This window comes from Pseudomonas benzopyrenica (assembly GCF_036884265.1).
Taxonomy (GTDB): domain Bacteria; phylum Pseudomonadota; class Gammaproteobacteria; order Pseudomonadales; family Pseudomonadaceae; genus Chryseomonas; species Chryseomonas benzopyrenica.
Window position 1 is genome coordinate 4973427 of record NZ_CP145723.1, and the last position, 23540, is coordinate 4996966.

Below are 23540 nucleotides of genomic sequence, written 5' to 3' on the forward strand. Positions count from 1 at the left end.
ATTTTCCGATGACCTTTGGAAAATTATTTTAGAAGCATCTTGATTCTGCTTTCTAACAACCCCGGAAACCTCGTATACCACGTCTGATTCAACGGCGACGGATGCGGTAGTGGATAGAGGGTCAGCGTCTTGCGGATGCCCTCCTCCGTTTCCAGGGTGACCTCGATGCTGCTTTCGAAGCGGTCTTCGCTCTTCCAGAAGGCTTCCAGGCGGGCGCGTTCTTCCTTGGGTTGGCCGATGCTGAACCAGAGGAAGGCCTCGCGACCGAAGGTGATGAGCTGGGTGCCGTGCCAGTGTTCCACCAGCAGGCGGCGCATCAGGGGGTGGAAGGTCTTTTTCACCCGCTCAGACCAGGCTTTGTTGCCGAGCGGCTTGTAGGGCACGGTGTTGGCCCAGAAAAATTGCTGGCTCAGGCTGCGACTGGCTTCGAAGTCGGCTGGGGGCTGGCCGTGCAGGTGGGTATAGAGGACCTTGCGGGCGATCTGGCCGCCGCTGCCGATGAAGGGCTCGCCGTACTTCACTTCCTCCCGCCCCGGATCGCGACCGAAGAAGCCCAGGGGAGCATCGGGATCGCCCAGACCGATGATGGGGTCCAGCGGGTCCTTGGCGAATTGTTGATAGACCGGAAGATCGACACCTGGAAGATCGGCAGCGAGCTGGCGAAAGGATTCGCGCTCTGCGGAAGACAGCGGCATGCAACAGCTCTCCATCGAGGAATTAATCCCTCTAGTAGAGCGCTGCCTGGCGGTTGACGTTCCGTAACGACTGGCGGAGCGGCAGCCCTGGGGCGATAGGGTAAACTGCCCGGCTCGAACGACCCCTCAAGGTGAATCCCGTTGATCAATCTGCTACGCAACGGCCTCGGCCAGGTGATCGTCGGCCTGGATCTGGTGACCCGGCCGCGCAAGCTCCAGCGCCCTGAGCAGGCTCAGGCTGCCATCGAGGCGGAGCTGGCAAATCTGTCGCTCTATCAGTTCCAGGCCTGCCCTTTTTGCGTGAAGACGCGGCGGGCGCTGCATCGGCTGAACCTGCCGATCCGCCTTAAGGACATCAAGAAGGATCCACAGCTGCGCGCCGAGCTGGAACAGGGCGGTGGCCGGGTGAAGGTGCCTTGCCTGCGCATCGACGAAGGCAGCCAGAGCGTATGGATGTACGAGTCGGACGACATCATCGCCTATCTGGAGCAGCGCTACGGCGAGCGGCAGCCGGGGTAACGTTCAGGTAGCGACTAGGATGGACAAGGCGGCGGCGTTGCTCAGGCTGACGCCTTGGCGTGTTGGGCTTCGCTGCGCTCAACCCAACCTACGGGGCTAGAGGTCGCTTTCTTCGACCTTGCGGACCTTGCTGGCGTCCAGGGTGTAGGAGGCTTCGGCGAGATCGTTGTCGACCGCCTCGGTGTGCAGGGTGCCGATGACCCAGTAGGGCTCGTAGATGTCAGGTAGCGGCACGCCCTTGGGGTAGCGCACCAGCACGATCTGGTTCGGCGGCGGCGGTGGCACGTGGATGCAGGCACCCGGATAGGGCACCAGGAAGAATTCACGGAAGTTGCCCTTGGCGTCGGTCTCAAGTGGCACCGGAAAACCACCCAGACGCACGTTCTTGCCATTCAGGGCGGCCACGGTGCGGGTGGAGTGCATCACCTCCGGCAGGCCATTGTCTTTCTGCTTGAGCCCGCCCGGCGAGCCGAAGCCGCCCGGCGCCTCCGGGCTGTTGTGGGTGATCTCGGGCATGGTCTCCAGGGCCCGACGATCTTCCGCGGTGAGCAGGTCCAGCCAGTTGGTTTCGGGCGGTTCGCCCTTGGCGGCGTGAGTCAGCAGGGGCAGGCTGGCGAGCAGCAGGGTGATGAGCAGTCTGGGCATGGTCGGCAGGCTAGGCGCAAAAGTCCGAGTGTGCGGCGCGGCGGTCCAAGGGTCCAGACCCACGACCGCCAACCAGAGCCTCTTCCATAAAAAAGCCCCCGGGTCGACGGGCGACTCCGAGGGCTGAAAACTGTGTAGCTAGGCTTCGCCGAGGCGAAGCGGCGTCTTAGCGACGCTTGGTCACCATGCCGTAGATGAACAGCACGATGATGGCACCGACCACGGCACCAATGAAGCCTGCGCCTTCACCGGCACGGTAGATGCCCAGTGCCTGGCCCAGGTAGGTGGCGACCACGGAGCCGACGATGCCCAGAATGATGGTCATGATCCAGCCCATGCTGTCGTCGCCCGGCTTCAGAAAGCGGGCAACCAGGCCGACGATGAGACCGATGATGATGGTTGCGATGATGCCCATGTGAAGAATCCCCTGTTTGAGTGCTGGTAAGACAACGCCGGTCAGCAGGCGTCGTTGTACTCTCCGACCACCGGTGATCGGCTGAGGTTCAGGGGGAAAACGGCTTCCGTACACGGAAGCCGTTTGGCATCAGTCCTGGATTAGGGCTTCCAGGGCGGCGATGCGGGTCTGCAGGGTCGCGGCGTCAGCACTGCGCAGGGTGGCGTGACCGACCTTGCGGCCGGCCTTGAAGGCCTTGCCGTAATGGTGCAGGTGGCAGTCTTCCAGAGCGGTGACGGCCGCTACCGGCGGCACCGAACCGATGAAGTTGACCATGGCGCTCTCGCCGACCTTGGCGGTGGAGCCCAGCGGCAGGCCAGCCACGGCGCGCAGGTGGTTCTCGAACTGGCTGCACTCGGCGCCTTCGATGGTCCAGTGCCCGGAGTTGTGCACGCGCGGCGCGATCTCGTTGGCTTTCAAGCCACCCTCGACCTCGAAGAACTCGAAAGCCAGCACGCCGACATAGTCGAGTTGCTCCAGCACGCGGCGGGCATAGTCTTCGGCCAGGGCCTGCAGCGGGTGGTTGGAACTGGCCACCGACAGGCGCAGGATGCCGCTTTCGTGGGTGTTGTGTACCAGCGGATAGCAGGCCACCTCGCCGTCACGACCGCGCACGGTCACCAGGGACACCTCGCCGGTGAAGGGCACGAAGCCTTCCAGCAGCAGGGGCACGCTGCCCAGTTCGGCGAAGGCGCCGGTGACGTCTTCCAGCTGACGCAGGACCTTCTGGCCCTTGCCGTCGTAGCCCAGGGTACGGGTCTTGAGCACCGCCGGCAGGCCGATACGGGCCACGGCGGCGTCCAGGTCGGCCTGGGAGAGCACGTCGGCGAAGGCTGGGGTGGGGATGCCCAGGTCGCGGAACATGGACTTCTCGAACAGGCGATCGCGGGCGATGCGCAGGGCTTCGGCGGACGGATAGACCGGCACGAATTGCGAGAGGAAGGCCACGGTCTCGGCCGGGACGCTCTCGAATTCGAAGGTCACCAGATCGACCTCGTCGGCCAGCTGGCGCAGGTGGTCCTGGTCGCCGTAATCGGCGCGCAGGTGCTCACCCAGGGCGGCGGCGCAGGCGTCCGGCGCCGGATCGAGAAAGGCGAAGTTCATGCCCAGCGGCGTGCCAGCCAGGGCGAGCATGCGGCCCAGCTGGCCGCCACCGATGACCCCGATCTTCATGCCTGCTCCCTCGGATCGGGATTGTCCAGCACGGTGCGGGTCTGCTCGTCACGGAAGGCGTTCAGCCGCTCGTGGTACTCGGGATACTTGCCGCCGAGGATGCTGGCGGACAGCAGCGCGGCGTTGATGGCGCCGGCCTTGCCGATGGCCAGGGTGGCGACCGGTACACCGGCGGGCATCTGCACGATGGACAGCAGGGAGTCGACGCCCGAGAGCATGGACGATTGCACGGGCACGCCGAGCACCGGCAGGTGGGTCTTGGCGGCGCACATGCCCGGCAGGTGGGCGGCGCCACCGGCACCGGCGATGATCACCTCGATACCGCGACCGGCGGCCTCTTCGGCGTACTGGAACAGCAGATCGGGGGTGCGGTGGGCGGAGACCACCTTCACTTCGTGGGGAATGCCCAGCTTGTCCAGCATGTCGGCGGTGTGGCTCAGGGTGGACCAGTCGGACTTGGAGCCCATGATCACGCCTACGAGTGCGCTCATCGTCGTGCCTCTGAAATGAAGAAGCCACGCGGCGGACGTGGCTTGGGAAATGAGCGGGACAGTATAGACGAAAGCGTGGCAGAGCGTGCCCCTGCGCCGGGTATCGCCTGTCGGTTGCAGGACAGGCTGTGGCGCCCTTGGGATGGGTGGTGGTGTGGGATGAAAGGTACGGGCCAGAGGCCTGGGGTGGGGCGTGGCGTTAGGGGGTTGGCTTTTATCGCGGCCATGGGCCGCTCCTACAGCAGCAGCCCCTACCGTATGAGCGGCCCATGGCCGCGATTAATGCAGAGCGGGCGCGTTAGCGGATCACCTTGGCCGCGATAAGCCCTGCCTCAGATCCCCACGTCCGGCAGTTGCGGGCGGGTTTCCAGGGCCTTGGCCATCAGGCGTTCGACGAAGGCGCGATCCGCGTCGGGCAGGGCCAGGCGGGGTGGGCGGGTCAGGGCGCGGCCGCGGCCGGCGAGTTCTTCGCAGAGTTTGATGCACTGCACCAGGTCCGGACGGGCGTCCAGGTGCAGCAGCGGCATGAACCACTCGTAGAGCGGCATGGCGTCGGCGAAGCGGCCAGCCTTGGCCAGGCGGAAGATGGTTTCGCCTTCGGTGGGGAAGATGTTGGACATGCCCGAGACCCAGCCCTCGGCGCCTACGGCGATGCTTTCCAGCACCACGTCGTCGAGGCCGGCGAAGAGCACGAAGCGGTCGCCCACCTCGTTGCGCACGTCGATGAAGCGACGGGTGTCGCCGGAGGAATCCTTGAAGCAGACGATGTTGTCGACATCGGCCAGGGAGATGAGGATGTCCGGGGTGACGTCGTTCTTATAGATCGGCGGGTTGTTGTAGACCATCAGCGGCAGGTCGAGGGCGCTGGCCACGCTGCGGAAGTGGGCGGCGGTCTCGTGGGGCTTGGCCGAGTAGACCAGCGCCGGCATCAGCATGATGCCATCGGCGCCGGCGCGACCCACCGCCTGGGCGGTGCGGGTGGCGTCGAGGCTGGTGAATTCGGCCACGCCGCAGATCACCGGCACGCGACCACCGGCGGCGTCCTTGGCGACCTCCACCAGGGCGATCTTCTCTTCCAGGGTCAGGGAGGTGTTCTCGCCCACGGTGCCGCACATCACCAAACCGGAGACGCCATCGCGCACCAGGTTGCTGATCACGCCATGGGTCTGGTCCAGATTGACCGAGAAGTCATCGTTGAATTGGGTGGTGACGGCGGGAAAAACGCCGCTCCAGTTGACGCGGGGAGTGCTCATGCAGGGGTTTCCTCCAGACGCAGACGGGGCTTGAGAGAGTCGCGGTATTGCCGGGGCGACAGGCCGGTGAGACGGCGGAACTGGCGGCTGAAGGCGCTGTGGTCGGTATAGCCACAGGCCAGGGCCACTTCGGTGACGGGCAGATCGCGGGCCAGCAGGCGCGAGGCGGCGTCGAGCCGGGCCTTATGCAGCAGTTGCTGGGGCGTGAGGCGCAGGATGCGTTTGCACTGGCGTTCGAGCTGGGAAACCGACAGGCCCACCCGCTGACTCAGTTCGCCCACCGAAAGCGGCTGGGCATAGTGTTCGCGCAGATAGCGATCGACCTCGGCCACCTTGGCGTGGGCCGGATGATCGGCAGCCGGCGCCTGCAGATCGTGGGAGATGCCCGCCATACCCATGAGTCGGCCCTGGGCATCGTGCAGCGGCAGCTTGCGGGTCAGGCACCAGCCGGGGGTACGGCCGGCATAGAGGTGCAGCTCCAGCTGGTCGTCCAGCGCCAGGCCCTCGCGCAGCACACGGCGATCCTGTTCGGCGTAGGCCCCACCCAGGGGGGCGGGAAAGACTTCCTCGGCAGTCTTGCCGAGCAGTTCGCTGACGTCTTCATAGCCGCAGCGCTGGGCCAGGGTCAGGTTGACCAGCACATAGCGCGCCTCCAGGTCCTTGACGAAGAACACCACGCCGGGAATGGCGTCGAGCAGCGGCGCCACCAGGCTCAGGCTCGCCAGCAGCGCGGGCAGGTCGGCGGGCCGGGCGCGGTTCAGGGCGTCCAGGTGGGCAGCGGCGTTCATCTCTCGTCCTCGGTCAGGGCCAGCAGGCTGTCGATACGGGTGGGTTGCAGGGGAAAGCGCGGCACCGGGGGCGTCCAGCCCAGCAAGACGCGGGTGGCCTGGCCGCAGATGCGGCCCTGGCAGGCACCCATGCCGCAACGACTGCGCAGCTTGGCCTGGGTCCAGTCGGCATGGCCAACCAGGGCACCAAGGGCCACGTCTTCGCAGCGGCAGACCAGGGTATCCGGCTGGGCCAGCCGGGCAATGGCCGGATTCAGAGCGAAGATGCGGGCCAGCTGGGCGGCGAAGCGGCGCCAGGCACGGGCCTCGGTCTGCACCCCAGCGATGGCGTCGAGCTGGCTGGTGGCGACCAAGCCAGCGATCCGCCCGGTGACCTGGGCCAGTTCGTTGCCGCCGATGCCGGTGCATTCGCCGGCCGCCAAGATGTGTGGCTGGCTGGTGCGCTGGTGTTCATCTACCGCCACAGCGCCGTCCAGGGTGGCGCAGCCCAAGCTCTGGGCCAGTTCGACATTGGGCACCAGGCCGTAGCCACAGGCCAGGCGGTCGCAAGCGATCTCCCAGCGACGCTCGCCCTGGCGCAGGCGCACGGCTTCGAGACGCTCGGTGCCGAGCGCCGCCTCGACCCAGGTGTCGGGGCTATAGCGGGAAGTGGCCAGCGTCAGCGCCTGGCGCAACTTGTTCGGCCAACGCCAGAGCCCCAGGCCGAAGTCGAGCACGGCGCGGCGCCTGGCCTGTTCGGCGACCAGGGCGATGCGGGCACCCGCTTGGCGCGCCGTGGCGGCACTGGCCAGCAGCAGCGGACCGGTACCGGCGACGACGATGCGTTCATCGGCGACTTCGACTCCACCCTTGATCAGTGCCTGCAGGCCGCCGGCACCGGTCACGCCGGGCAGGGTCCAGCCGGGAAACGGCAGCAGCAGTTCGCGGGCGCCGGTGCAGAGGATGAGCGTTTCGAACGCCAGGGTACGACTGCCACTGGCGTCTTCCAGCAGCAACTGGCGAGGCCCCAGAACCGCCGCGACCCGGGTGCCGCTCAGTAGCGTCACGTCGGCCGGCAAGCTGCCGACCTCGGCCGCAACCTGCCCGACTCTGGCACGCCAGATCTGGCCGCCGGGCAAGGGATTGTCGTCCAGCAGCACCAGGTTCAGGCCGCGGCCACTGGCGGCGCGGGCAGCGGCGAGACCGGCCGGGCCGGCGCCGATGATGAGCAGATCGCAGCGCGTGGCTTTCATGACAGGCGCTCCACCTGCATGCCGTCCTGGCAGCAGGTCTGGCACGCCAGACGGCGTACGCCATCGACCTGCACCCGGCATTCCTGGCAGACGCCCATGCCGCAGAAAGGTGCTCGGGCCTCCCCGGTCACCGAACGGCGCGCGGCGGGGTTGCCGCTCTTGGCCAGGGCGGCGGTGAGCAGGCTGCCGGGGCGGACCTGCAGGCGCTCACCATCGATGAACAGGGTCAGCATGCCTGGCTCCTCGGCGCGGTAGTGAAACGCGCCGGTGCGAAGGGTTCCACGTGGAACGTCGAAGACTCGCCGAACAGTCCATTGGCAATGGCTTCGGCAGTGGCTAGCGCGGTGGTGACGCCCAGGCCTTCGTGACCGACCGCCAGCCACAGACCGGGCTGGTCGGGGTGGGCGCCGATCAGCGGCAGGCCGTCGGGACTGGCGGCGCGCTGGCCGGTCCAGCCCCGGATCAGCGAGGCATGGGTCAGGCCCGGCAGGAAGTCCAGGGCGCGGCGCAACAGCTGGCCAACCACCGCGGGTTCCACGGCCATATCCGGACGCTCGAATTGCCGCGACGAACCGATCAGCAACTGGCCGGTGGGCCGCGGCTGGACATTGAAGGCCACCGAGGCGCCGCTGCTGGCGTGAGCGCTGGCGCCGTAACCGATTTCCACCAGCTGGTGGCGGACCTGCTCGGGATAGCGGTCGGTGATCAACAGATGCCCCTTCTTCGGCACCAGCGGAAGGTCCGGGCAGAGACTGGCGGCCTCCAGGCCGGCGGCGAGCACCACGGCATCGGCGCTCAGCCAGCGACCGTCGTCCAGGCGCACGCGCTGGCCTTCGACGGCAATCACGCGGGCGCGTTGGAATTCGATCAGCGGCGAGCGCTGCAGCAGCCAGGCGGCGACTACCGGGGCATAGAGCAGTCCGTCGCCCGGCACTTCCAGGCTGCCGGCCAGGGCAGTCAGTGCCGGTTCGGCGGCGGCAGTCGCCGCAGCGTCGAGTGGCTGGTTGGCGACGCCCTGGGCGTCCAGGCGCTGACGTTTTTCTTCGATCAGCTCCAGTTCGGCGGCGTCGCGGGCCAGCCAGAGGGTGCCGCAGTTGCGGTAGTCGGCGGCGCTGGGCAACTGGGGCACCAGCTCACGCCAGAGTGCCAGGGAGCGGGCGCTCAAGGTCAGTTCGGCGGGGTCGTCGTCCATCACCACCAGGTGGCCCATGCCAGCGGCGGAGGCGCCGGGCAGGCCGGCGTCCAGCACCCGCACGCGACAGCCCCGCGCGGCCAGGGCCGCGGCGCAGCTGGCCCCGACGATGCCGCCGCCGACGACGAGAACCTCCGCTACCGCCTTCACCCCGGGATGCCCCAGGAGAAGGGATCGTCGGCGGCCAGCAGCAGGGTCGCTTCGGCCATGACATGGGCGCGCCCACGGATCACTGGCAGGATGCGGCCCTCGTCGCCCGGCTGATAATGGGCCTCGAAACGACTGCCGATGACGCTGGCCTGCTGCCAGACGGCGCCGGGTTCGAGATCGCCGTCCGCCGCCAGGCACGCCAGCTTGGCGCTGGTGCCGGTGCCGCAGGGCGAGCGGTCATAGGCGCGGCCCGGGCAGAGCACATAGCTGCGGCTGTCGGCGCCGTCCGGGTCGTCGGCGAAGAGTTCGATGTGATCGATATGGCCGCCCTGCTCGCCAGTGATCCCCGCGGCCTCCAGGGCGCCCCGCAGGGCCAGGCTGAAGGTGAGCAACTCTTCAAGGTTATCGGCGGCGACGCGCTGGCCGTGATCGGCACAAAGGAAGAACCAGTTGCCACCCCAGGCGATGTCGCCAGTGACCGGGCCATGGCCGGGAATCTCCACCTGCACGCCCTGCCGGTAGCGATAGGCCGGGACGTTGCGCACGCTGACGCTGCCATCGTCGTGCAGGGTGGCGGTGACATCGCCCACCGGCGTCTCGATCAGATGATCGCCAGGGCCGATCCGGCCAAGATGGGCCAGAGAGACGACCAGGCCAATGGTGCCGTGGCCACACATCCCGAGGTAGCCGACCTCGTTGAAGAACACCACGCCAGCGCTGGCGGCAGGAGATACTGGCTCACAGAGCAGGGCGCCGACCAGCACCTCGTTGCCGCGCGGTTCACGCATGCAGGCCCGGCGGAAGGCGTCATGCTCCCCGGCCAGCCGGGTGCGGCGCTCGGCCATGCTGCCCTGGCCCAGATCGGGAAAACCATCGAGGACCAGGCGGGTGGGTTCACCGCCGGTGTGGGAGTCGATGACGCGGATGCGCTGCATGGCTGACCTCCGTGAGAGAGGCTCCAGTGTCGCGCAGACAGGCGTAAAAGGCTTGCAGGACGTCGGCTAGGTAAAAGCCGATATCGGCATAATCGCCTGCCGTCGATCAGCCGCCGTGGCTTTGACTTTCGAGATGTCGCCAAACCTGCTGCACCAACCGCTTGCGTAACAGGGCACAGCGGTAGAGGCGGATCTCCAGGCCGACCTGCCAGGCGGCGTCGCCGCAGATGGCCAGCTCGCCGCGGGCCAGTTCCGCCGCTACCGACAGCTGTGGCACCCAGGCCACGCCCAGGCCTTGCAGGGCCATGGTCTTGAGGCTGTCGGCCATGGCGGTTTCGTAGAGGGTCACGGCGCGCAGCTTGCGCTGGCGCAGGAGCAGATTCACCGAGCGGCCGAGAAAGGCACCGGCGCTGTAGGCCAGCAGGGGGACGCTGCTCTGCCCGTCCAGCTGGAACATCGGTCGGCCTTCGCCATCGGTGGCGCAGACCGGCAGCATGGCGGTGTGTGCCAGGTGCAGCGAAGGAAACAACTCCGGATCCATCTGCAGGGCGGCATCGGGATCGTGGAAGGCCAGCATCAGGTCGCAGGCGCCATCGCGCAGGGCATGGATGGCATCGCCGACGTTGGTGGCCACCAGTCGGCTGGCCAGCGCCAGGCCCTGGCCGCGCAGGCCGGCGATCCACTGCGGAAAGAAGCCCAGGGCCAGGGAGTGGGCGGCGGCGAATTGCAGCACCTCGCCCTGCCCGCCTTCCAGGTGATGCAGATGGCGCACCGTCTCGCCCAGTTGCTCCACCACGCTGCGCGCCGTGACCAGAAACAGCTGACCGGCCTCGGTAAGGCTGATCGGGGTGTGGGATCTGTCCACCAGGGTCAGGCCGACGCTTTCCTCCAGCGCGCGGATGCGTCGGCTGAAGGCGGGCTGGGTGACGAAACGTTTTTCGGCGGCCTGGGAAAAACTGTAGGTGGCCGCCAGGGCCACGAAGTCTTCCAGCCATTTGAATTCGATGTTCATGGCGCCCATACGTCGTCTGATCTCGCGAGGTCACAACCAGAGTTATGCCGATCCGGCATGAGGCTTGGCAGATCGGCATTGGCCGGGATCGGCTGGCAAGCCTAGATTCTAGGGCATCGCGGCGTCCGCCGCTCGATCGAAGCCCAACGCTATCATGTCCGACTCTGCATCATCCGTCCGCCTCGAAAAAGATCTCCTCGGTACCCTCGACGTCCCCGCCGATGCCTACTACGGCATCCAGACCCTGCGCGCCGTGCAGAACTTCCGCCTCTCCGGCGTACCCCTCGGTCACTATCCCAAGCTGGTGGTGGCCCTGGCCATGGTCAAGCAGGCGGCGGCCGACGCCAACCACCGGCTCGGCCACCTGCCAGCGGCAAAGCACCAGGCGATCAATGAGGCCTGCTCGCGCATCATTCGCGGCGAATTCCACGACCAGTTCGTGGTGGACATGATCCAGGGCGGGGCTGGCACCTCGACCAACATGAACGCCAACGAGGTGATCGCCAACGTCGCCCTGGAGCTGCTCGGCCATGCCAAGGGTGAGTATCGCCACCTGCACCCGAACAACGACGTCAACATGGCGCAGTCGACCAACGACGCCTACCCCACCGCCATCCGCCTGGGCCTGCTGCTCGGCCATGACGCCCTGCTCGCCAGCCTGGACAGCCTGATCACCGCCTTCGCCGCCAAGGGCGTGGAATTCGCCGAGGTGCTGAAGATGGGTCGCACCCAGCTGCAGGACGCGGTGCCCATGACCCTCGGCCAGGAATTCCACGCCTTCGCCACCACCCTGGGCGAAGACCTGGCGCGGCTGAAGAGCCTGGCGCCGGAGCTGCTCACCGAGGTCAACCTGGGCGGCACCGCCATCGGCACCGGCATCAACGCCGACCCCGGCTACCAGCTGCTGGCCGTGCAGCGCCTGGCGGACATCAGCGGCCAGCCGCTGACCCCGGCCGCCGACCTCATCGAGGCCACCTCGGACATGGGCGCCTTCGTGCTGTTTTCCGGCATGCTCAAGCGCACCGCGGTGAAGCTGTCGAAGATCTGCAACGACCTGCGCCTGCTCTCCAGCGGCCCGCGCACCGGCATCAACGAGATCAACCTGCCGCCGCGCCAGCCGGGCAGCTCGATCATGCCGGGCAAGGTCAATCCGGTGATCCCCGAGGCGGTCAACCAAGTGGCCTTCGAGATCATCGGCAACGACCTGGCGCTGACCCTGGCAGCCGAGGGCGGCCAGCTGCAGCTCAACGTCATGGAGCCGCTGATCGCCTACAAGATCTTCGACTCCATCCGCCTGCTGCAGCGCGCCATGGACATGCTGCGCGAGCACTGCATCACCGGCATCACCGCCAACGTCGAGCACTGCCGCCGCCAGGTGGAGCACTCCATCGGCCTGGTCACCGCGCTCAACCCCTACCTGGGCTACGAGACTTCCACCCGCATCGCCAAGACGGCGCTGGAAACCGGTCGCGGCGTACTGGAGCTGGTGCGCGAGGAAAACCTGCTGGACGAGGCGACCCTGGACGACATCCTGCGCCCGGAAAACATGATCGCCCCGCGGTTGGTGCCCTTGAAGGCCAAGGCCTGAGTCCCGCACGCCAGACTTGAGCGGTAAGCGCGGCAACTCCCCGTGGGCGCGGTATCCTTCTTGCTTGGAAGGCTGCCACCGCCCCGGGGAGTTTGCCCATGCGTCAGTCCGGTCTGATCAATCTCAACCTGGTGTCCCTGGTCCTCCAGCAACTGGCGGCCGACACGCCTGCCCGGGCGGAACCGCTGCTGGCCGGTAGCGGCCTGCAGCTGGACGACCTCGAACAGCCCCATCGCCTCATCACCCTGGCCCAGGAACAGCGGGTCATCGCCAACGCCCTGCCCGTCGCGCCACCCGAACTGGGCCTGCTGCTGGGCTGGCGGCTGCGGGTCTCCGGCTACGGTCTGCTCGGCTATGCCCTGCTCAGCGCTCCAACTCTGGGCGCGGCGCTGCAGGCAGCCCTGGCCCACCAGGGCCTGCTCGGTGCCTATTTCACCCTGCGCCTGGAGCGCCACGGCGAGCTGGCCTGGCTCAGGGCCGACGACCATCCCTTCGCGCCGGAACTGGAGCGCTGCAACGCCGAGTGCTGCCTGGCCTCGCTGCGGGCGATCTGCTGCGACCTCCTGGGGACGCCCTTGCCCTTGGTGCAGGTGGCCTTTCGGCACGCCGAGCCGGCCTATCGCGCGCGCTATGGCGACTGCTTCGGCGCCATACCCCTGGCCTTCAACGCGCCCTTCAATGGCCTGGCCTTTCCCGCCACCTGGCTGGAGCGCGGCCTGCCGCTGGCCGATCCGGTGACCCATCGCGACGCCCTGGAGCAGTGTGGTCGCCTGGCTCCGGAACAGGATCGCCAGCGCGCCCTGCTCGCCCGCATCCGCACCCTGCTGGGCGCCGACCTGGCTGCACCACCCTCCTTCGCGGCCCTGGCCGGCCACCTCGGCATGGCCCCGCGCAGCCTGCGCCGTCACCTGCAGGCCGGCGGCAGCGGCTATCAGCAACTGCTCGACGAGCTGCGCTTCGCGCGGGCGCGTGATCTGCTGGCCCAGGAACGCCTGCCCATCTATCGCATCGCCGAGGCGATGGGCTTCAGCGAGACGGCCAGTTTCCGCCATGCCTTTCGCCGCTGGAGCGGACAGTCGCCCCGGGGTTATCGGCTCTAGCGGCTGGCGTATGCTGGCGGCTCCTGCACAACGAGAGGCTCTGCCATGCCAGCCCTGCACCTGCTCGCCGCACGCGGCCAACCCACCGACCAATACCGCCTGCCGGCGGAAAAGCGCCTGGCAGGCGATCCGCTGCAGAGTCTCTGGCTCGACTACGAAGATGGCAGTGGTGTCTTCGCCGTCGGCCACTGGCACAGCGAGGTGGGCAAGTGGCGGGTGAGTTACACCGAGGAGGAGTACTGCCAGATCCTCGAAGGGGTGAGTCTGGTCACCGATGACCAGGGCCACGCCACCCGCCTCGAACCGGGCAACAGCTTTGTCGTGCCGCGTGGCTTCCAGGGGACCTGGGAGGTCGTGGAGCCGACCCTCAAGCGCTTCGTGGTCTACGAAGCCAAGGGCGGTTGATGGTCGACGCCGGGCACAATCTGGCCGGATCTATCCCCTTTTGGCCGTTGCGCCTCTCGTCGCGGGTCGCCGGGCTGGCAAGAATCTGGAGAGAGCCCGCCGCCCGGAGTCGCCATGCGCATCCACCACAGTCCCGATCACGCCCTGCACCACGGTCGCTGCGAATTGATCGACGGCCAGTTGCAGCCCTGTTTCGAAAAGCCCCAGCGCGTCGAATTCATCCTCGCCGAGTGTCACCGCCGGCAGCTCGGCGAGGTGGTGGCGCCCAGGGACTTCGGCCGGGCGCCTCTGGCGCGCATCCATAGCGCGGCCTATCTCGACTTTCTCGCCAGCGCCTGGGACGAATGGGCTGCCGCGGGCGAGACCGTGGACCTGCTGCCCTACACCTGGCCGGCACGTACCCTGCGCCAGGTGCTGCCGCCCACCAGCCTGCACGGGCGCCTGGGCTACTACAGTTTCGATGGCGGGGCGCCCATCACCGCCGGCACCTGGTCAGCCGCCTACAGCGCCGCCCAGGTGGCCTTGAGTGCCGGGGCCGAGATCGCCAGCGGCGCGCGCAGCGCCTTCGCCCTCTGCCGTCCGCCGGGCCATCACGCCGCGGCCGATGTCATGGGCGGCTACTGCTATCTGAACAACGCCGCCATCGCCGCCCAGGCCGCCCTCGACGGCGGCGCCCGGCGGGTCGCCATCCTCGATGTCGACTACCACCACGGCAACGGCACCCAGGACATCTTCTATGCCCGCGACGACGTGCTGTTCCTCTCGCTGCACGGTGATCCGGGTTTCGAATTCCCCTTCTTCCTCGGCTATGCCGACGAGACCGGCACCGGGGCGGGCCAGGGCTTCAACCTCAATCTGCCGCTGCCGGCCGGCAGCGCCTGGGACAGCTGGAGCGCCGCCTTGGAAGTAGCGCTGGCGCGACTCCAAAGCTATGCCCCGGACCTGCTGCTGGTCTCCCTGGGCGTGGATACCTTCAAGGCCGATCCCATTTCCCAGTTCAAGCTGGAGAGCGACGACTACCTGCGCCTGGGCGAACGCCTGGCGCGGCTCGGCCTGCCGACCCTGTTCGTCATGGAGGGCGGTTACGCCGTGGCGGAGATCGGCATCAACACGGTGAACGTCCTGGCCGCCTTCGACGGCGCCTGATCCCTATCGCGAGGAATCCGACCATGCACAGCCTCCTGCGTCCGCTCACCGCCCTGCTCGGTGGCGCCCTGCTCGCCACCGCCGTCCAGGCCGCCGATCCTGGCGAACTGCGGGTCTACAACTGGGCCGACTACATCCTGCCCGAGACGCCCAAGGACTTCGCCAAGCAGACCGGCATCCGTGTCACCTGGGACACCTTTGACAGCAACGAGTCGCTGGAGGCCAAGCTGCTCACCGGCCGCTCCGGCTACGACCTGGTGATCCCCTCCAACCAGTTCCTGGAAACCCAGATCAAGGCCGGAGTGTTCCAGAAGCTGGACAAGACCAAGCTGCCCAACTGGCAGAATCTCGATCCCGAGTTGCTCAAGCTGCTGGAGGTCAACGATCCGGGTAACCAGTACGGCGTGCCCTACATGTACGGCACCATCCTCATCGGCTTCAATCCGGCCAAGGTCAAGGCGGCGCTGGGCGCGGATGCCCCGGTGGACAGCTGGGACCTGGTGTTCAAGCCGGAGAACATGGCCAAGCTCAAGAGCTGCGGCGTGGCCATGCTGGATTCGCCTTCGGACATCCTGCCGGTGGTACTGCACTACCTGGGCCTGGACCCCAACAGCGCCAACGCCAAGGATTACGAAAAGGCCACGGCGCTGATGCTGAAGATCCGTCCCTACATGGCCTACTTCAATTCCACCAAGTACATGACCGATATCGCCAACGGTGACATCTGCGTGGCGGTGGGCTATTCGGGCAGCTTCTACCAGTTCGGCAACCGCGCCAAGGAGGCCGGCAACGGCGTGGTGGTGGACTGGCGCCTGCCGCGCGAGGGCGCGCCCATCTGGTTCGACACCTGGGCCATTCCGGCCAGCGCCGCCAACGTCGACCAGGCCCATGCCTTCATCGACTACCTGCTCGAACCGAAGGTGATCGCCGGGATCAGCGACTACCTCGGCTATCCCAACGCCAACAAGCCAGGCATGCCGCTGGTGACGCCCACGATCCGCGACAACCACGACCTGGTGCCCACCCCGGAAATGCTCAAGAAGCTCTATGTGGTGCAGCCCTTGCCACAACCCATCGAGCGGGTCCGCACCCGTGCCTGGAGTCGCATCAAGGCCGGCAACTAGCGGCAACGGCGTCCACAACCATCCGAATGGTAGCCAATGGCTACCATTCGGCGGTTACATCCCCGCGTCCGGGAACCCTCTATCGCGCTAAGGGACTTACTGTGCTGAAGTGACCCATTGGATTTACCTGCCAGGTACGGCGTCATGTCCCTCAGTCTCGCCCTCACCCGAGCGCTGGCTCGCCCTTTCTGGGCCCTGCGCTTCGAATCGGTATTGGAACGGCATTACCAGCACGACATCGCCCGTTCGCGCCGGCGGCACCTGCGCATCAGCCTGACCGTGGCCATCCTCGCCTACGCCAGCTTCTCGATCTGGGACTGGATCCTGATGAACGAGGCCTTCTGGCTCATCAGCCTGCTCAGCGCGCTGGTGGTGATTGGCGGCGGGCTGGTCTTGCTGGCGCTCGGGGTGATACCCGCCGAACATCCCGCGCGCGAGTGGCTGGGCATCCTGCCCTGTCTGCTGGCCTATCTCCCGCCGCTGCTCGACGTCGAGGCCACCGATGCCGCGCACCGCGCCCTCTGGCTGGCGACCATGCCGCTGATGACGCTCTTCACCAACAGCTGCATCGCGCCGCCCCTGCGCCAGGCCGCGGTCCACAGCCTGTTCGCCCTGCTGGCCATCGGCCTGGCCACCCAGATGCATACCCTGCCGCCTCTGGAGGCTTCGCTGGTCATGACCCTGGCGTTCGCCACCGCGAGCTTCACCCTGCTCAACAACTTCTGGATGGAGCGCGCCCGCCGTCAGGGCTATCTGCTGATCCTGCGCGACCGCTTACGCAACGAAGAGCTGGCCGCCACCAATCGCGTTCTGGAACAGCAATCGGCCACGGACCCCCTCACCGGCGTGGCCAACCGCCGGGCGCTGATGCAGGCCCTGGCCACCGCCCTGGCCCATCCCCCGCCCCGGCCATTGCTCCTGCTGATGATCGACGTCGATCACTTCAAGGCCTTCAATGACCGCTATGGGCATCCGGCCGGCGATCGCTGCCTGCAACAGGTCGCCACCGCCCTGGCCAATGAATTGCGCGCCGGCGACTGCCTGGCCCGCTACGGTGGCGAGGAGTTCGCCATCCTCTGCACCCCTTCGCGCGAGGAGGATGCCGGCAAACTGGCCCAGCGCCTGCTCGATGCGGTACGGCGCCTGGAGATTCCCCACCTCGGCCCCCCTGCCGGTCCGCGCGTGACCGTGAGCATCGGCGGCGCCTGCGCCCGACTGGACCACGACTGCGCCGAAACCTTTATCGAAGCCGCTGATCGCCAGCTCTACTGGGCCAAGCAGGCCGGGCGCGACCGCGCCATCCTGGAGGATTGCGATCGCTGCCAGACCCAGGTCGCTGAACCCAGCTAGCCCAGGCGATAGACCCGATCGACCAGAGTCGCGCTGGCCAGGCGCTGGCGCAGATCGTCGTCCAGGTGAGGGTCCTGCCAGTCGTAGAGACCGATGCGGCCATAGGCCTGACCGCGCCGGGGGCGGGTGCCCAGGTACTCCCAGACCACCCGGGTGCAGGCCGGCTCGCGACGGTCGGAGGCGCTGACGCCCAACTTGAGGCCGTTGAGGCGATCGATGCGATTGCGCGCGCTGGGCAACAGCACCGTCTGCGACAGCTCGTTGCCGGTGAGGGATTCGTAGTCGGTGAAGAACAGCCGGCTTTCCAGGCTCATGGCCAGGCCCAGGTAGCGAAAGCGTGCCTGGCTCGTGGCCTCGCCCTGACGACGCAGGCGTTCGAAACGCACATAGCGAAAGACGCCTTCCTCCTCGAACAGCCGCACCAGCCCACAAAGCACTACGCCTGGCGTGGAGAGCGACGGATAGTATTCGTGGTAGTAGCCCTGGTAACGGGCCAAGCCTTCCTGGCGTTCGCCGAACAGGGCCAGCGCCTGCCCCGCCCACCCCGTCTCCTGGCTGACCGGTGCCCCCAGGCGCGCCGCGAATTGCCGTTGCGGCAGCTGCAGATCACTGGCCGGCAGCCCGAAGAACTCCGCCAGTCGCTGCAGGTTGTAGGGCGACGGACGGCTCTGGCCGTTGAGGTAGCGATTGAACTGGGCACGGTTGATACCGACGGCGCGACAAACGGCGGCAATCGAGCGGTGGCGCTGGCAGAGCAGCTGCAAATTGGCGGAAAAATCGCTCATGAACCCTGCCCAAGCTTGACAGACGGCCGGAAAACTAGCATCAAGTCGCGCCATTTTGAAGCGAGGCGCGGAATTGTCCACGCCGGTGGGATAGCCGAACCTAGGCGGCCCGGTCCGTCTTACTGCCCGTTCCACCCGGACCGATCCGTCCCAGCGCCCTGTCCCGGTCGTCTCCCCATGATCGGGCGCGGTGTCGGGAGCGGGATATTCCACAATAATAGCCCCAAGGCTTGCGAGCCGGCCTTGGAGCATCACTAGCATGCTCGAGGATTCTTCATGCACTACCTAGAAATGCTCAATGACTTCCTGTCCGGCCACGTGCTCATCGTGCTGATCGTCGGCCTGGGCAGCTATTTCACCCTGCGCTCGCGATTCGTGCAGGTGCGTCATTTCCCGCACATGTTCACGGTGTTCAAGGACTCCCTGCGCAACAGCGGCGACGGCCTGAGTTCCTTCCAGGCGCTGATGCTCAGCCTGGCCGGCCGCGTGGGTGCCGGCAACATCGCCGGTGTGGGCCTGGCCGTGACCCTGGGTGGCCCCGGTGCGGTGTTCTGGATGTGGGTGACCGCCCTGGTCGGCATGGCCAGCAGCTTCTTCGAGTGCACCCTGGCGCAGGTCTACAAACGCGCCGATGGCGACGGCCTCTACATCGGTGGTCCGGCGTACTACATCCAGCACGGCCTCAACAAGCGCTGGATGGCGCTGATCTTCTCGGGCCTGCTGCTGGTAACCTACGGCTTCGCCTTCGTCGGCCTGCAGTCCTTCACCGTGACCCACTCGCTGGAAAACGCCTTCGGCCTGCCGGTGCAGTACACCGGGATCGCCCTGGCCATCCTGCTGGGCCTGGTGTTCATCGGTGGCATCAAGCGCATCGCCGCGGTCTCCGACGTCCTGGTGCCGGTCAAGACCCTGGCCTACATCGCCGTCACCCTCTATGTGATCGTCACCCAGATCGACCTGGTGCCCGGCACGCTGCTGACCATCGTCAAGAGCGCCTTCGGCCTGGAGCCGGCCTTCGCCGGTCTGCTGGGCGCCGCTATCACCATGGGCGTCAAGCGTGGCGTCTTCGCCAACGAAGCCGGTCTGGGCGCCGCGCCCAACGTCGCCGCCGTGGCCGCGGTCAAGCACCCGGCCGCCCAGGGCGTGGTGCAGGCCTTCAGCGTCTTCCTCGACACCTTCGTCATCTGCACCTGCACCGCGTTGCTGATCCTGCTCTCCGGCTTCTACGCCCCGGGCTTCGACGGCGACGGCATCGTGCTGACCCAGAACTCCCTGGCCGCGGTGGTCGGTGACTGGGGCCGCATCTTCATCAGCGTCGCCCTGTCGCTGTTCGTCTTCACCTGCATCCTCTACAACATCTACCTGGGCGAGAACGGCCTGCGCTACCTGCTCGGCCGCGGCAAGGCCGTGCTGCTGGGCTATCGCGGCCTGGTGCTGGTGCTGATCTGCTGGGGCTCCATGCAGAACCTGACCACGGTGTTCGCCTTCGCCGACATCACCATGACCTGCCTGGCCTTCGTCAACCTGATCGCCCTGGCCATGCTGATCAAGGTCGGCATGCGCATCCTCAACGACTACGACGCCCAGCGCCGCGCCGGTGTCGATCAGCCGGTGTTCGATGCCGACCAGTTCCGCGACCTGGACCTGGATCGCCAGGCCTGGCCGGCGCTGGATCGTCTGGAAGACACCATCGCCGAAGCCCGCGCCGCGCAGCCGCGCCAGGCGCACTGACCGCCGCCACCGGGTCGCCCTGACCCGGATCGCGACCGCTCTCCTGCCCCCACCTCGCGTGGGGGCAGTCTTATCAGGAAGTCCCCCATGACCTCACCCTACCTGCACATCCTCTACACCGGCGGCACCATCGGCATGCAGGCGACCGCCGCCGGCCTGGCTCCGGCCGCCGGGTTCGAGGCGCGTATCGAAGCCCTGCTGGCCAGCCGTCCGGAACTGGGCGATCCGGCCTGGCGGCTGCAGGAGCTGCTGCCGCTGATCGACAGCGCCAACATGACCCCCGCCGCCTGGGAGCGCATGGCCCAGGCCATCGTCGCCGCGGCCGCGGACCCGGCCTGTCGTGGAGTGCTAGTGCTGCACGGCACCGATACCCTGGCCTACAGCGCCGCCGCCCTGGCCTTCCGGCTGCTGGGCCTGGCCATTCCGGTGCTGCTGACCGGCTCCATGCTGCCGGCCGGCGTGCCGGACAGCGATGCCGACGGCAACCTGGCCGACAGCTTCGCCGCCTTTGCCAGTGGCCTGGCGCCGAGCGTCCAGGTGCAATTCCATGGCGAGCGCCTGCCGGCGGCGCGCTGCACCAAGCAGGCCAGCAGCGGCTGGAAGGCCTTCGTGGCAAGTGCCCGACCGCGCAGTGGTGACGCCCTGGTCGCCGCACCTGCGGCCCTGCGCTTCGACCAGCCGCGCCAGGCGGTACGGGTAGCGGTGCTGCCGCTGTTTCCGGGCGTCGATGGCGCCACCTTGCGCGGTCTGGCGGGCAGCGGCGTGCAGGGGCTGGTACTGGAGTGCTATGGCAGCGGTACGGGCCCCGCCGACGACGCCGACTTCCTCGCGGCGCTGGCCGAACTGCGCGATGCCGGGGTACCGGTGGTCGCCCTCAGTCAGGGTGCTCGCGGCACGGTGGAACTGGGCACCTACGCCGCCGGCAGCGGCCTGGCCGACGCCGGGGTGATCTCCGGTCGCGGCATGACCCGCGAAGCCGCCCTGGGCAAGCTGCACAGCCTGCTCGGCTGCGGGCTGGATCGTGCGGCGGTGGCCGAGTGGATCAGGCGTAATCTGTGCGAGGAGTTGTGATCTTCGGCTAGGTGCCGGCTGCTCCCTCACCCCGGCCCTCTCCCAGGGGGAGAGGGGGCGTTTGGGTAGACGCCGCAGCAAGGCAGTGACCCTGCCAAACCAGGAGTGAGTCCTGCGCACGCTCCAATATCCAACACGCCAAAGCCTATCGGAGCCTCCCCTCTCCCTCTGGGAGAGGGCCAGGGTGAGAGTCCGCTTGACGCCTGACAGCCCCAAGCCCTTCGCACCAAACTCCCCTGCGCGCCCCCTCTCCCCCCGGGAGAAGGCCGGGGGAAGGGCCCGCTTGACGCCTGACACAACGCACCAAGCTCCCCTTGAGCGCCCCCTCTCCCTTTGGGAGAGGGCGGGGGTGAGGGCAAACCCTGACGCCAAAATAGCCCCTACAGCGCCTCGCGCCACAGGCTCACCGCCATCTCGACCGAGGCGCCCGGCGCCACGGTCAGGACGTCGTCCATTACCCGGGCGGTCTCGATGCAGAGCATGCCGGTCCAGGCGTCGTCGGCGAACTGGCTCAGGCGCGCGGCCTTGTCGATCCAGGGATTCCACAGCACCGCCGAATGGCTGTTGCGGGTCTCCACGAACAGTCGGCGCTGCCACTGAGTATCGCGGATCGCCAGACGCGCCGGCAGACCGACATAGACCCGGTCGGTCTCGGCGGTGATGGTCGGCTCGCCGTTCTGCCGCTTGCGGGTCCAGCCGTCCAGGCAGTCGTAGTAGTCGGCGTTGGCCAGGCCTTCGATGCCCACTTCGCGCACGTCGCTCACGGCGAAATAGGTGTGTAGCGCCTGGCTCAGCACCAGCGGGTGATCTTCCAGATTGCGCACGCTTAGGGTCAGCTCCAGGCGTTCGCCCACACTCAGGCTCAGGGTCAGCTCGGTGGCATGGGGCCAGCCCGGAGTGGTCTCGGCGGAGGTGCGGTGGTGGAAGTCCAGGCGCACCCGGTCGGTATCCACCTCGACGCCACCGGCCTGCCAGGCGACCTGGCGCGCCAGGCCGTGAGCCGGGGCGTCCGCGGTGGTGGTGCACATCGCCTGGACTTCGGCCGGATTCTTCAGCAGGTCGCCGAACCAGGGCCAGCAGACCGGGATGCCGCCACGGATCGGGGTACCGGGCTCGAACACGGCTTCCGGATTGCCCCAGACGATGTCCGGCTCGCCGTCGAAGCCGTAGCGCAGCACATGGGCGCCCTGGCAGGCCACCAGGGCTTCGGCCTGGCCGACGCGGATGCGCCAGACGGGCAATTGGCCCAGTTGGATCTGTTCGACGAGGGGGGCAGCGGACATGGGATGACTCCTGGAAAAGGTGAGAGGCGACTGTAGTCCAGTCGAGGACCGGGCTCCAGCCAGCCATGGACAGCGCCGGCGGCAAAAGCTTCCAACGTCGCCCGCGTCTCATACCCGCGCGGCGGCGCTCGGCTAGACTCCTGGCCTCGTCCCCCAGGAGCCGCTCCGCCATGTTGGCTTTCCCGCGCCTTTCCGTTCTGCTCGGCCTGACCCTGCCGCTCCTGGCCAACGCGGCGACCTCTCTCGACGACGAGGTCCGCACCGCCGCCCGCGCGGTGATGGCCGAGCAGGACATCCCGGGGCTCGCGATAGGCGTCAGCGCCCCGGGGCTGCGCCGGCTCTACTACTTCGGCGTGGCCGACCGCCGCAGCAACCAGCCGGTGGACGCCGCCACCCTGTTCGAGATCGGCTCCCTGAGCAAGACCTACACCGCCGCCCTGGGTGGCTACGCGGCAGCGACCGGCCGCCTGCGGCTGGACGAAACGGTTGCGCAGGTTCGCCCGGCCCTGGCCGACAGCGCCATCGGCCAGGCCAGCCTGCTGCAACTGGCCACCTACAGCGCCGGCGGCCTGCCGCTGCAATTTCCCGACAGCGTCACCACAGACGACCAGACGACGGCCTTCTACCGCGCCTTCCAGCCGCCCTTCCCCGTCGGCAGCCGCCGCCTCTACTCCAATCCCAGCATCGGCCTGTTCGGCGCCCTGGCGGCCCAGCGGCTCGACGAGCCCTTCGCCCCGGCTCTGCAGCGCCACGTACTGACGCCCCTGGGGCTCAGCCATACCTATCTGCAGGTGCCGGCAGCGGCGCAGGACCACTACGCCTGGGGTCATGGCAAGAAAGGCGAGCCGCTGCGGGTCAATCCCGGCGTCTATGCCGAAGAGGCCTATGGCATCAAGACCACCGCGGGCGATCTGCTCGCCTTCGTCGAGGCGAATCTGCATCCCGGCCGGTTGCCGGCGCCCCTGGCCAAGGCGCTCGACGCCACCCAGCAGGGCTACTATCGCAGCGGCCCCATGACCCAGGGTCTGGCCTGGGAGGCCTACGCCTATCCGCTGCCCAAGGCCCAGCTGCTGGCCGGCAACACCCCGGCGATGGCCCTGCAGCCGCAACCGCTGGACTGGCAGCACCCGCCACTGCCGGCGAGCGGCGCCCGGCTGTTGAACAAGACCGGCTCCACCAACGGCTTCGGCGCCTATGCGCTGTATATCCCGGAGCGGCAGCTCGGCCTGGTGATCCTGGCCAATCGCAACTACCCGAATTCCGCGCGGATCGAGACGGCGTGGCGAATCTTGCAGAAGCTCGATAGCCGGGTGCAGTGAGCGAAGGGGTTATCGCGGCCATGGCGCTCCGCCGATGCGGCCGTAGGTTGGGTTGAGCGCAACGAAGCCCAACATCGCCTCAGGCCCAGGCAATGTTGG

24 protein-coding genes are annotated in these 23540 nt (G+C 67.5%); 10 read left to right on the forward strand and 14 right to left on the reverse strand.

The window, feature by feature from the left end; genetic code table 11:
- Positions 1-23 precede the first annotated feature (23 nt).
- The gene (locus V6W80_RS23445) at positions 24-695 is read right to left on the reverse strand and encodes a uracil-DNA glycosylase family protein (protein ID WP_338545505.1); all 672 of its coding nucleotides are present in this window, start codon (positions 693-695) and stop codon (positions 24-26) included.
- A 141-nt stretch (positions 696-836) separates the two neighbouring features.
- Here V6W80_RS23445 and V6W80_RS23450 point away from each other — a divergent pair, with 141 nt between their 5' ends.
- Positions 837-1214, forward strand: a complete 378-nt coding sequence (locus V6W80_RS23450; RefSeq protein WP_068384497.1) for a glutaredoxin family protein — start codon at positions 837-839, stop codon at positions 1212-1214.
- A 96-nt stretch (positions 1215-1310) separates the two neighbouring features.
- Here V6W80_RS23450 and V6W80_RS23455 read toward each other — a convergent pair whose 3' ends face one another.
- The 11 genes from V6W80_RS23455 to V6W80_RS23505 all read right to left on the reverse strand — a co-directional run bounded on the left by V6W80_RS23455 (position 1311) and on the right by V6W80_RS23505 (position 10539).
- Positions 1311-1859: a DUF3299 domain-containing protein gene (locus V6W80_RS23455; RefSeq protein WP_173148841.1), complete on the reverse strand. Its 549-nt coding sequence runs from the start codon at positions 1857-1859 to the stop codon at positions 1311-1313.
- A gap of 166 nt (positions 1860-2025) precedes the next feature.
- Complete coding sequence (locus V6W80_RS23460) at positions 2026-2274, reverse strand: GlsB/YeaQ/YmgE family stress response membrane protein (RefSeq protein WP_007160058.1); 249 nt, start codon at positions 2272-2274, stop codon at positions 2026-2028.
- 129 nt (positions 2275-2403) lie between these two features.
- Positions 2404-3486 (reverse strand): 5-(carboxyamino)imidazole ribonucleotide synthase, encoded by a 1083-nt coding sequence (locus tag V6W80_RS23465; RefSeq protein WP_338545506.1) that lies wholly within the window; start codon positions 3484-3486, stop codon positions 2404-2406.
- Entirely contained in the window at positions 3483-3977 is a 495-nt protein-coding gene (gene purE, locus V6W80_RS23470; RefSeq protein WP_007160060.1) for a 5-(carboxyamino)imidazole ribonucleotide mutase, read from the reverse strand. Before purE ends, V6W80_RS23465 begins: the two co-directional genes overlap by 4 nt.
- 332 nt (positions 3978-4309) lie before the next feature.
- Positions 4310-5230 (reverse strand): dihydrodipicolinate synthase family protein, encoded by a 921-nt coding sequence (locus V6W80_RS23475; RefSeq protein ID WP_338545507.1) that lies wholly within the window; start codon positions 5228-5230, stop codon positions 4310-4312.
- Positions 5227-6018: an AraC family transcriptional regulator gene (locus tag V6W80_RS23480; RefSeq protein WP_017639212.1), complete on the reverse strand. Its 792-nt coding sequence runs from the start codon at positions 6016-6018 to the stop codon at positions 5227-5229. Before V6W80_RS23480 ends, V6W80_RS23475 begins: the two co-directional genes overlap by 4 nt.
- A complete protein-coding gene (locus V6W80_RS23485; RefSeq protein WP_338545508.1) occupies positions 6015-7250 on the reverse strand; it encodes an FAD/NAD(P)-binding oxidoreductase in 1236 nt (411 codons plus the stop codon). Before V6W80_RS23485 ends, V6W80_RS23480 begins: the two co-directional genes overlap by 4 nt.
- Positions 7247-7483 carry a (2Fe-2S)-binding protein gene (locus V6W80_RS23490; protein WP_064307664.1) on the reverse strand — a complete coding sequence of 79 codons (237 nt, stop codon included), beginning with the start codon at positions 7481-7483 and terminating at the stop codon, positions 7247-7249. Before V6W80_RS23490 ends, V6W80_RS23485 begins: the two co-directional genes overlap by 4 nt.
- Positions 7477-8592, reverse strand: coding sequence for an NAD(P)/FAD-dependent oxidoreductase (locus tag V6W80_RS23495; protein ID WP_338545509.1), 1116 nt, complete (start codon positions 8590-8592; stop codon positions 7477-7479). Before V6W80_RS23495 ends, V6W80_RS23490 begins: the two co-directional genes overlap by 7 nt.
- Positions 8589-9527, reverse strand: coding sequence for a 4-hydroxyproline epimerase (locus V6W80_RS23500; protein ID WP_338545510.1), 939 nt, complete (start codon positions 9525-9527; stop codon positions 8589-8591). Before V6W80_RS23500 ends, V6W80_RS23495 begins: the two co-directional genes overlap by 4 nt.
- A gap of 106 nt (positions 9528-9633) precedes the next feature.
- Entirely contained in the window at positions 9634-10539 is a 906-nt protein-coding gene (locus tag V6W80_RS23505; protein WP_184289401.1) for a LysR substrate-binding domain-containing protein, read from the reverse strand.
- A 154-nt stretch (positions 10540-10693) separates the two neighbouring features.
- On the opposite strand from V6W80_RS23505, the gene V6W80_RS23510 reads away from it, so the two are divergent.
- From V6W80_RS23510 to V6W80_RS23535, 6 genes are all read left to right on the forward strand, one after another.
- Positions 10694-12127 (forward strand): aspartate ammonia-lyase, encoded by a 1434-nt coding sequence (locus V6W80_RS23510; protein ID WP_017639206.1) that lies wholly within the window; start codon positions 10694-10696, stop codon positions 12125-12127.
- Positions 12128-12225: 98 nt separating this feature from the next.
- Positions 12226-13227, forward strand: coding sequence for an AraC family transcriptional regulator (locus V6W80_RS23515; protein ID WP_338545511.1), 1002 nt, complete (start codon positions 12226-12228; stop codon positions 13225-13227).
- Positions 13228-13272: 45 nt separating this feature from the next.
- Entirely contained in the window at positions 13273-13632 is a 360-nt protein-coding gene (locus tag V6W80_RS23520; RefSeq protein ID WP_338545512.1) for a cupin domain-containing protein, read from the forward strand.
- Positions 13633-13746: 114 nt separating this feature from the next.
- A complete protein-coding gene (locus V6W80_RS23525; RefSeq protein WP_338545513.1) occupies positions 13747-14778 on the forward strand; it encodes a histone deacetylase family protein in 1032 nt (343 codons plus the stop codon).
- A gap of 23 nt (positions 14779-14801) precedes the next feature.
- Positions 14802-15902, forward strand: a complete 1101-nt coding sequence (locus V6W80_RS23530; protein WP_338545514.1) for a polyamine ABC transporter substrate-binding protein — start codon at positions 14802-14804, stop codon at positions 15900-15902.
- A 144-nt stretch (positions 15903-16046) separates the two neighbouring features.
- Positions 16047-17252: a GGDEF domain-containing protein gene (locus V6W80_RS23535; protein WP_338545515.1), complete on the forward strand. Its 1206-nt coding sequence runs from the start codon at positions 16047-16049 to the stop codon at positions 17250-17252.
- Here the strand turns inward: V6W80_RS23535 and V6W80_RS23540 are convergent.
- Positions 17249-18037 carry a helix-turn-helix domain-containing protein gene (locus V6W80_RS23540; protein WP_271653444.1) on the reverse strand — a complete coding sequence of 263 codons (789 nt, stop codon included), beginning with the start codon at positions 18035-18037 and terminating at the stop codon, positions 17249-17251. The two genes, V6W80_RS23535 and V6W80_RS23540, sit on opposite strands and share 4 nt — an antisense overlap.
- A gap of 276 nt (positions 18038-18313) precedes the next feature.
- Here V6W80_RS23540 and V6W80_RS23545 point away from each other — a divergent pair, with 276 nt between their 5' ends.
- Both V6W80_RS23545 and V6W80_RS23550 read left to right on the forward strand, forming a co-directional pair.
- Complete coding sequence (locus V6W80_RS23545; protein ID WP_338545516.1) at positions 18314-19768, forward strand: alanine/glycine:cation symporter family protein; 1455 nt, start codon at positions 18314-18316, stop codon at positions 19766-19768.
- A gap of 87 nt (positions 19769-19855) precedes the next feature.
- Positions 19856-20839: an asparaginase gene (locus V6W80_RS23550; protein WP_338545517.1), complete on the forward strand. Its 984-nt coding sequence runs from the start codon at positions 19856-19858 to the stop codon at positions 20837-20839.
- A 380-nt stretch (positions 20840-21219) separates the two neighbouring features.
- Here V6W80_RS23550 and V6W80_RS23555 read toward each other — a convergent pair whose 3' ends face one another.
- Positions 21220-22122: a D-hexose-6-phosphate mutarotase gene (locus V6W80_RS23555; RefSeq protein ID WP_338545518.1), complete on the reverse strand. Its 903-nt coding sequence runs from the start codon at positions 22120-22122 to the stop codon at positions 21220-21222.
- Positions 22123-22292: 170 nt separating this feature from the next.
- Here V6W80_RS23555 and ampC point away from each other — a divergent pair, with 170 nt between their 5' ends.
- Entirely contained in the window at positions 22293-23441 is a 1149-nt protein-coding gene (gene ampC, locus V6W80_RS23560; protein WP_338545519.1) for a class C beta-lactamase, read from the forward strand.
- Positions 23442-23540 lie beyond the last annotated feature (99 nt).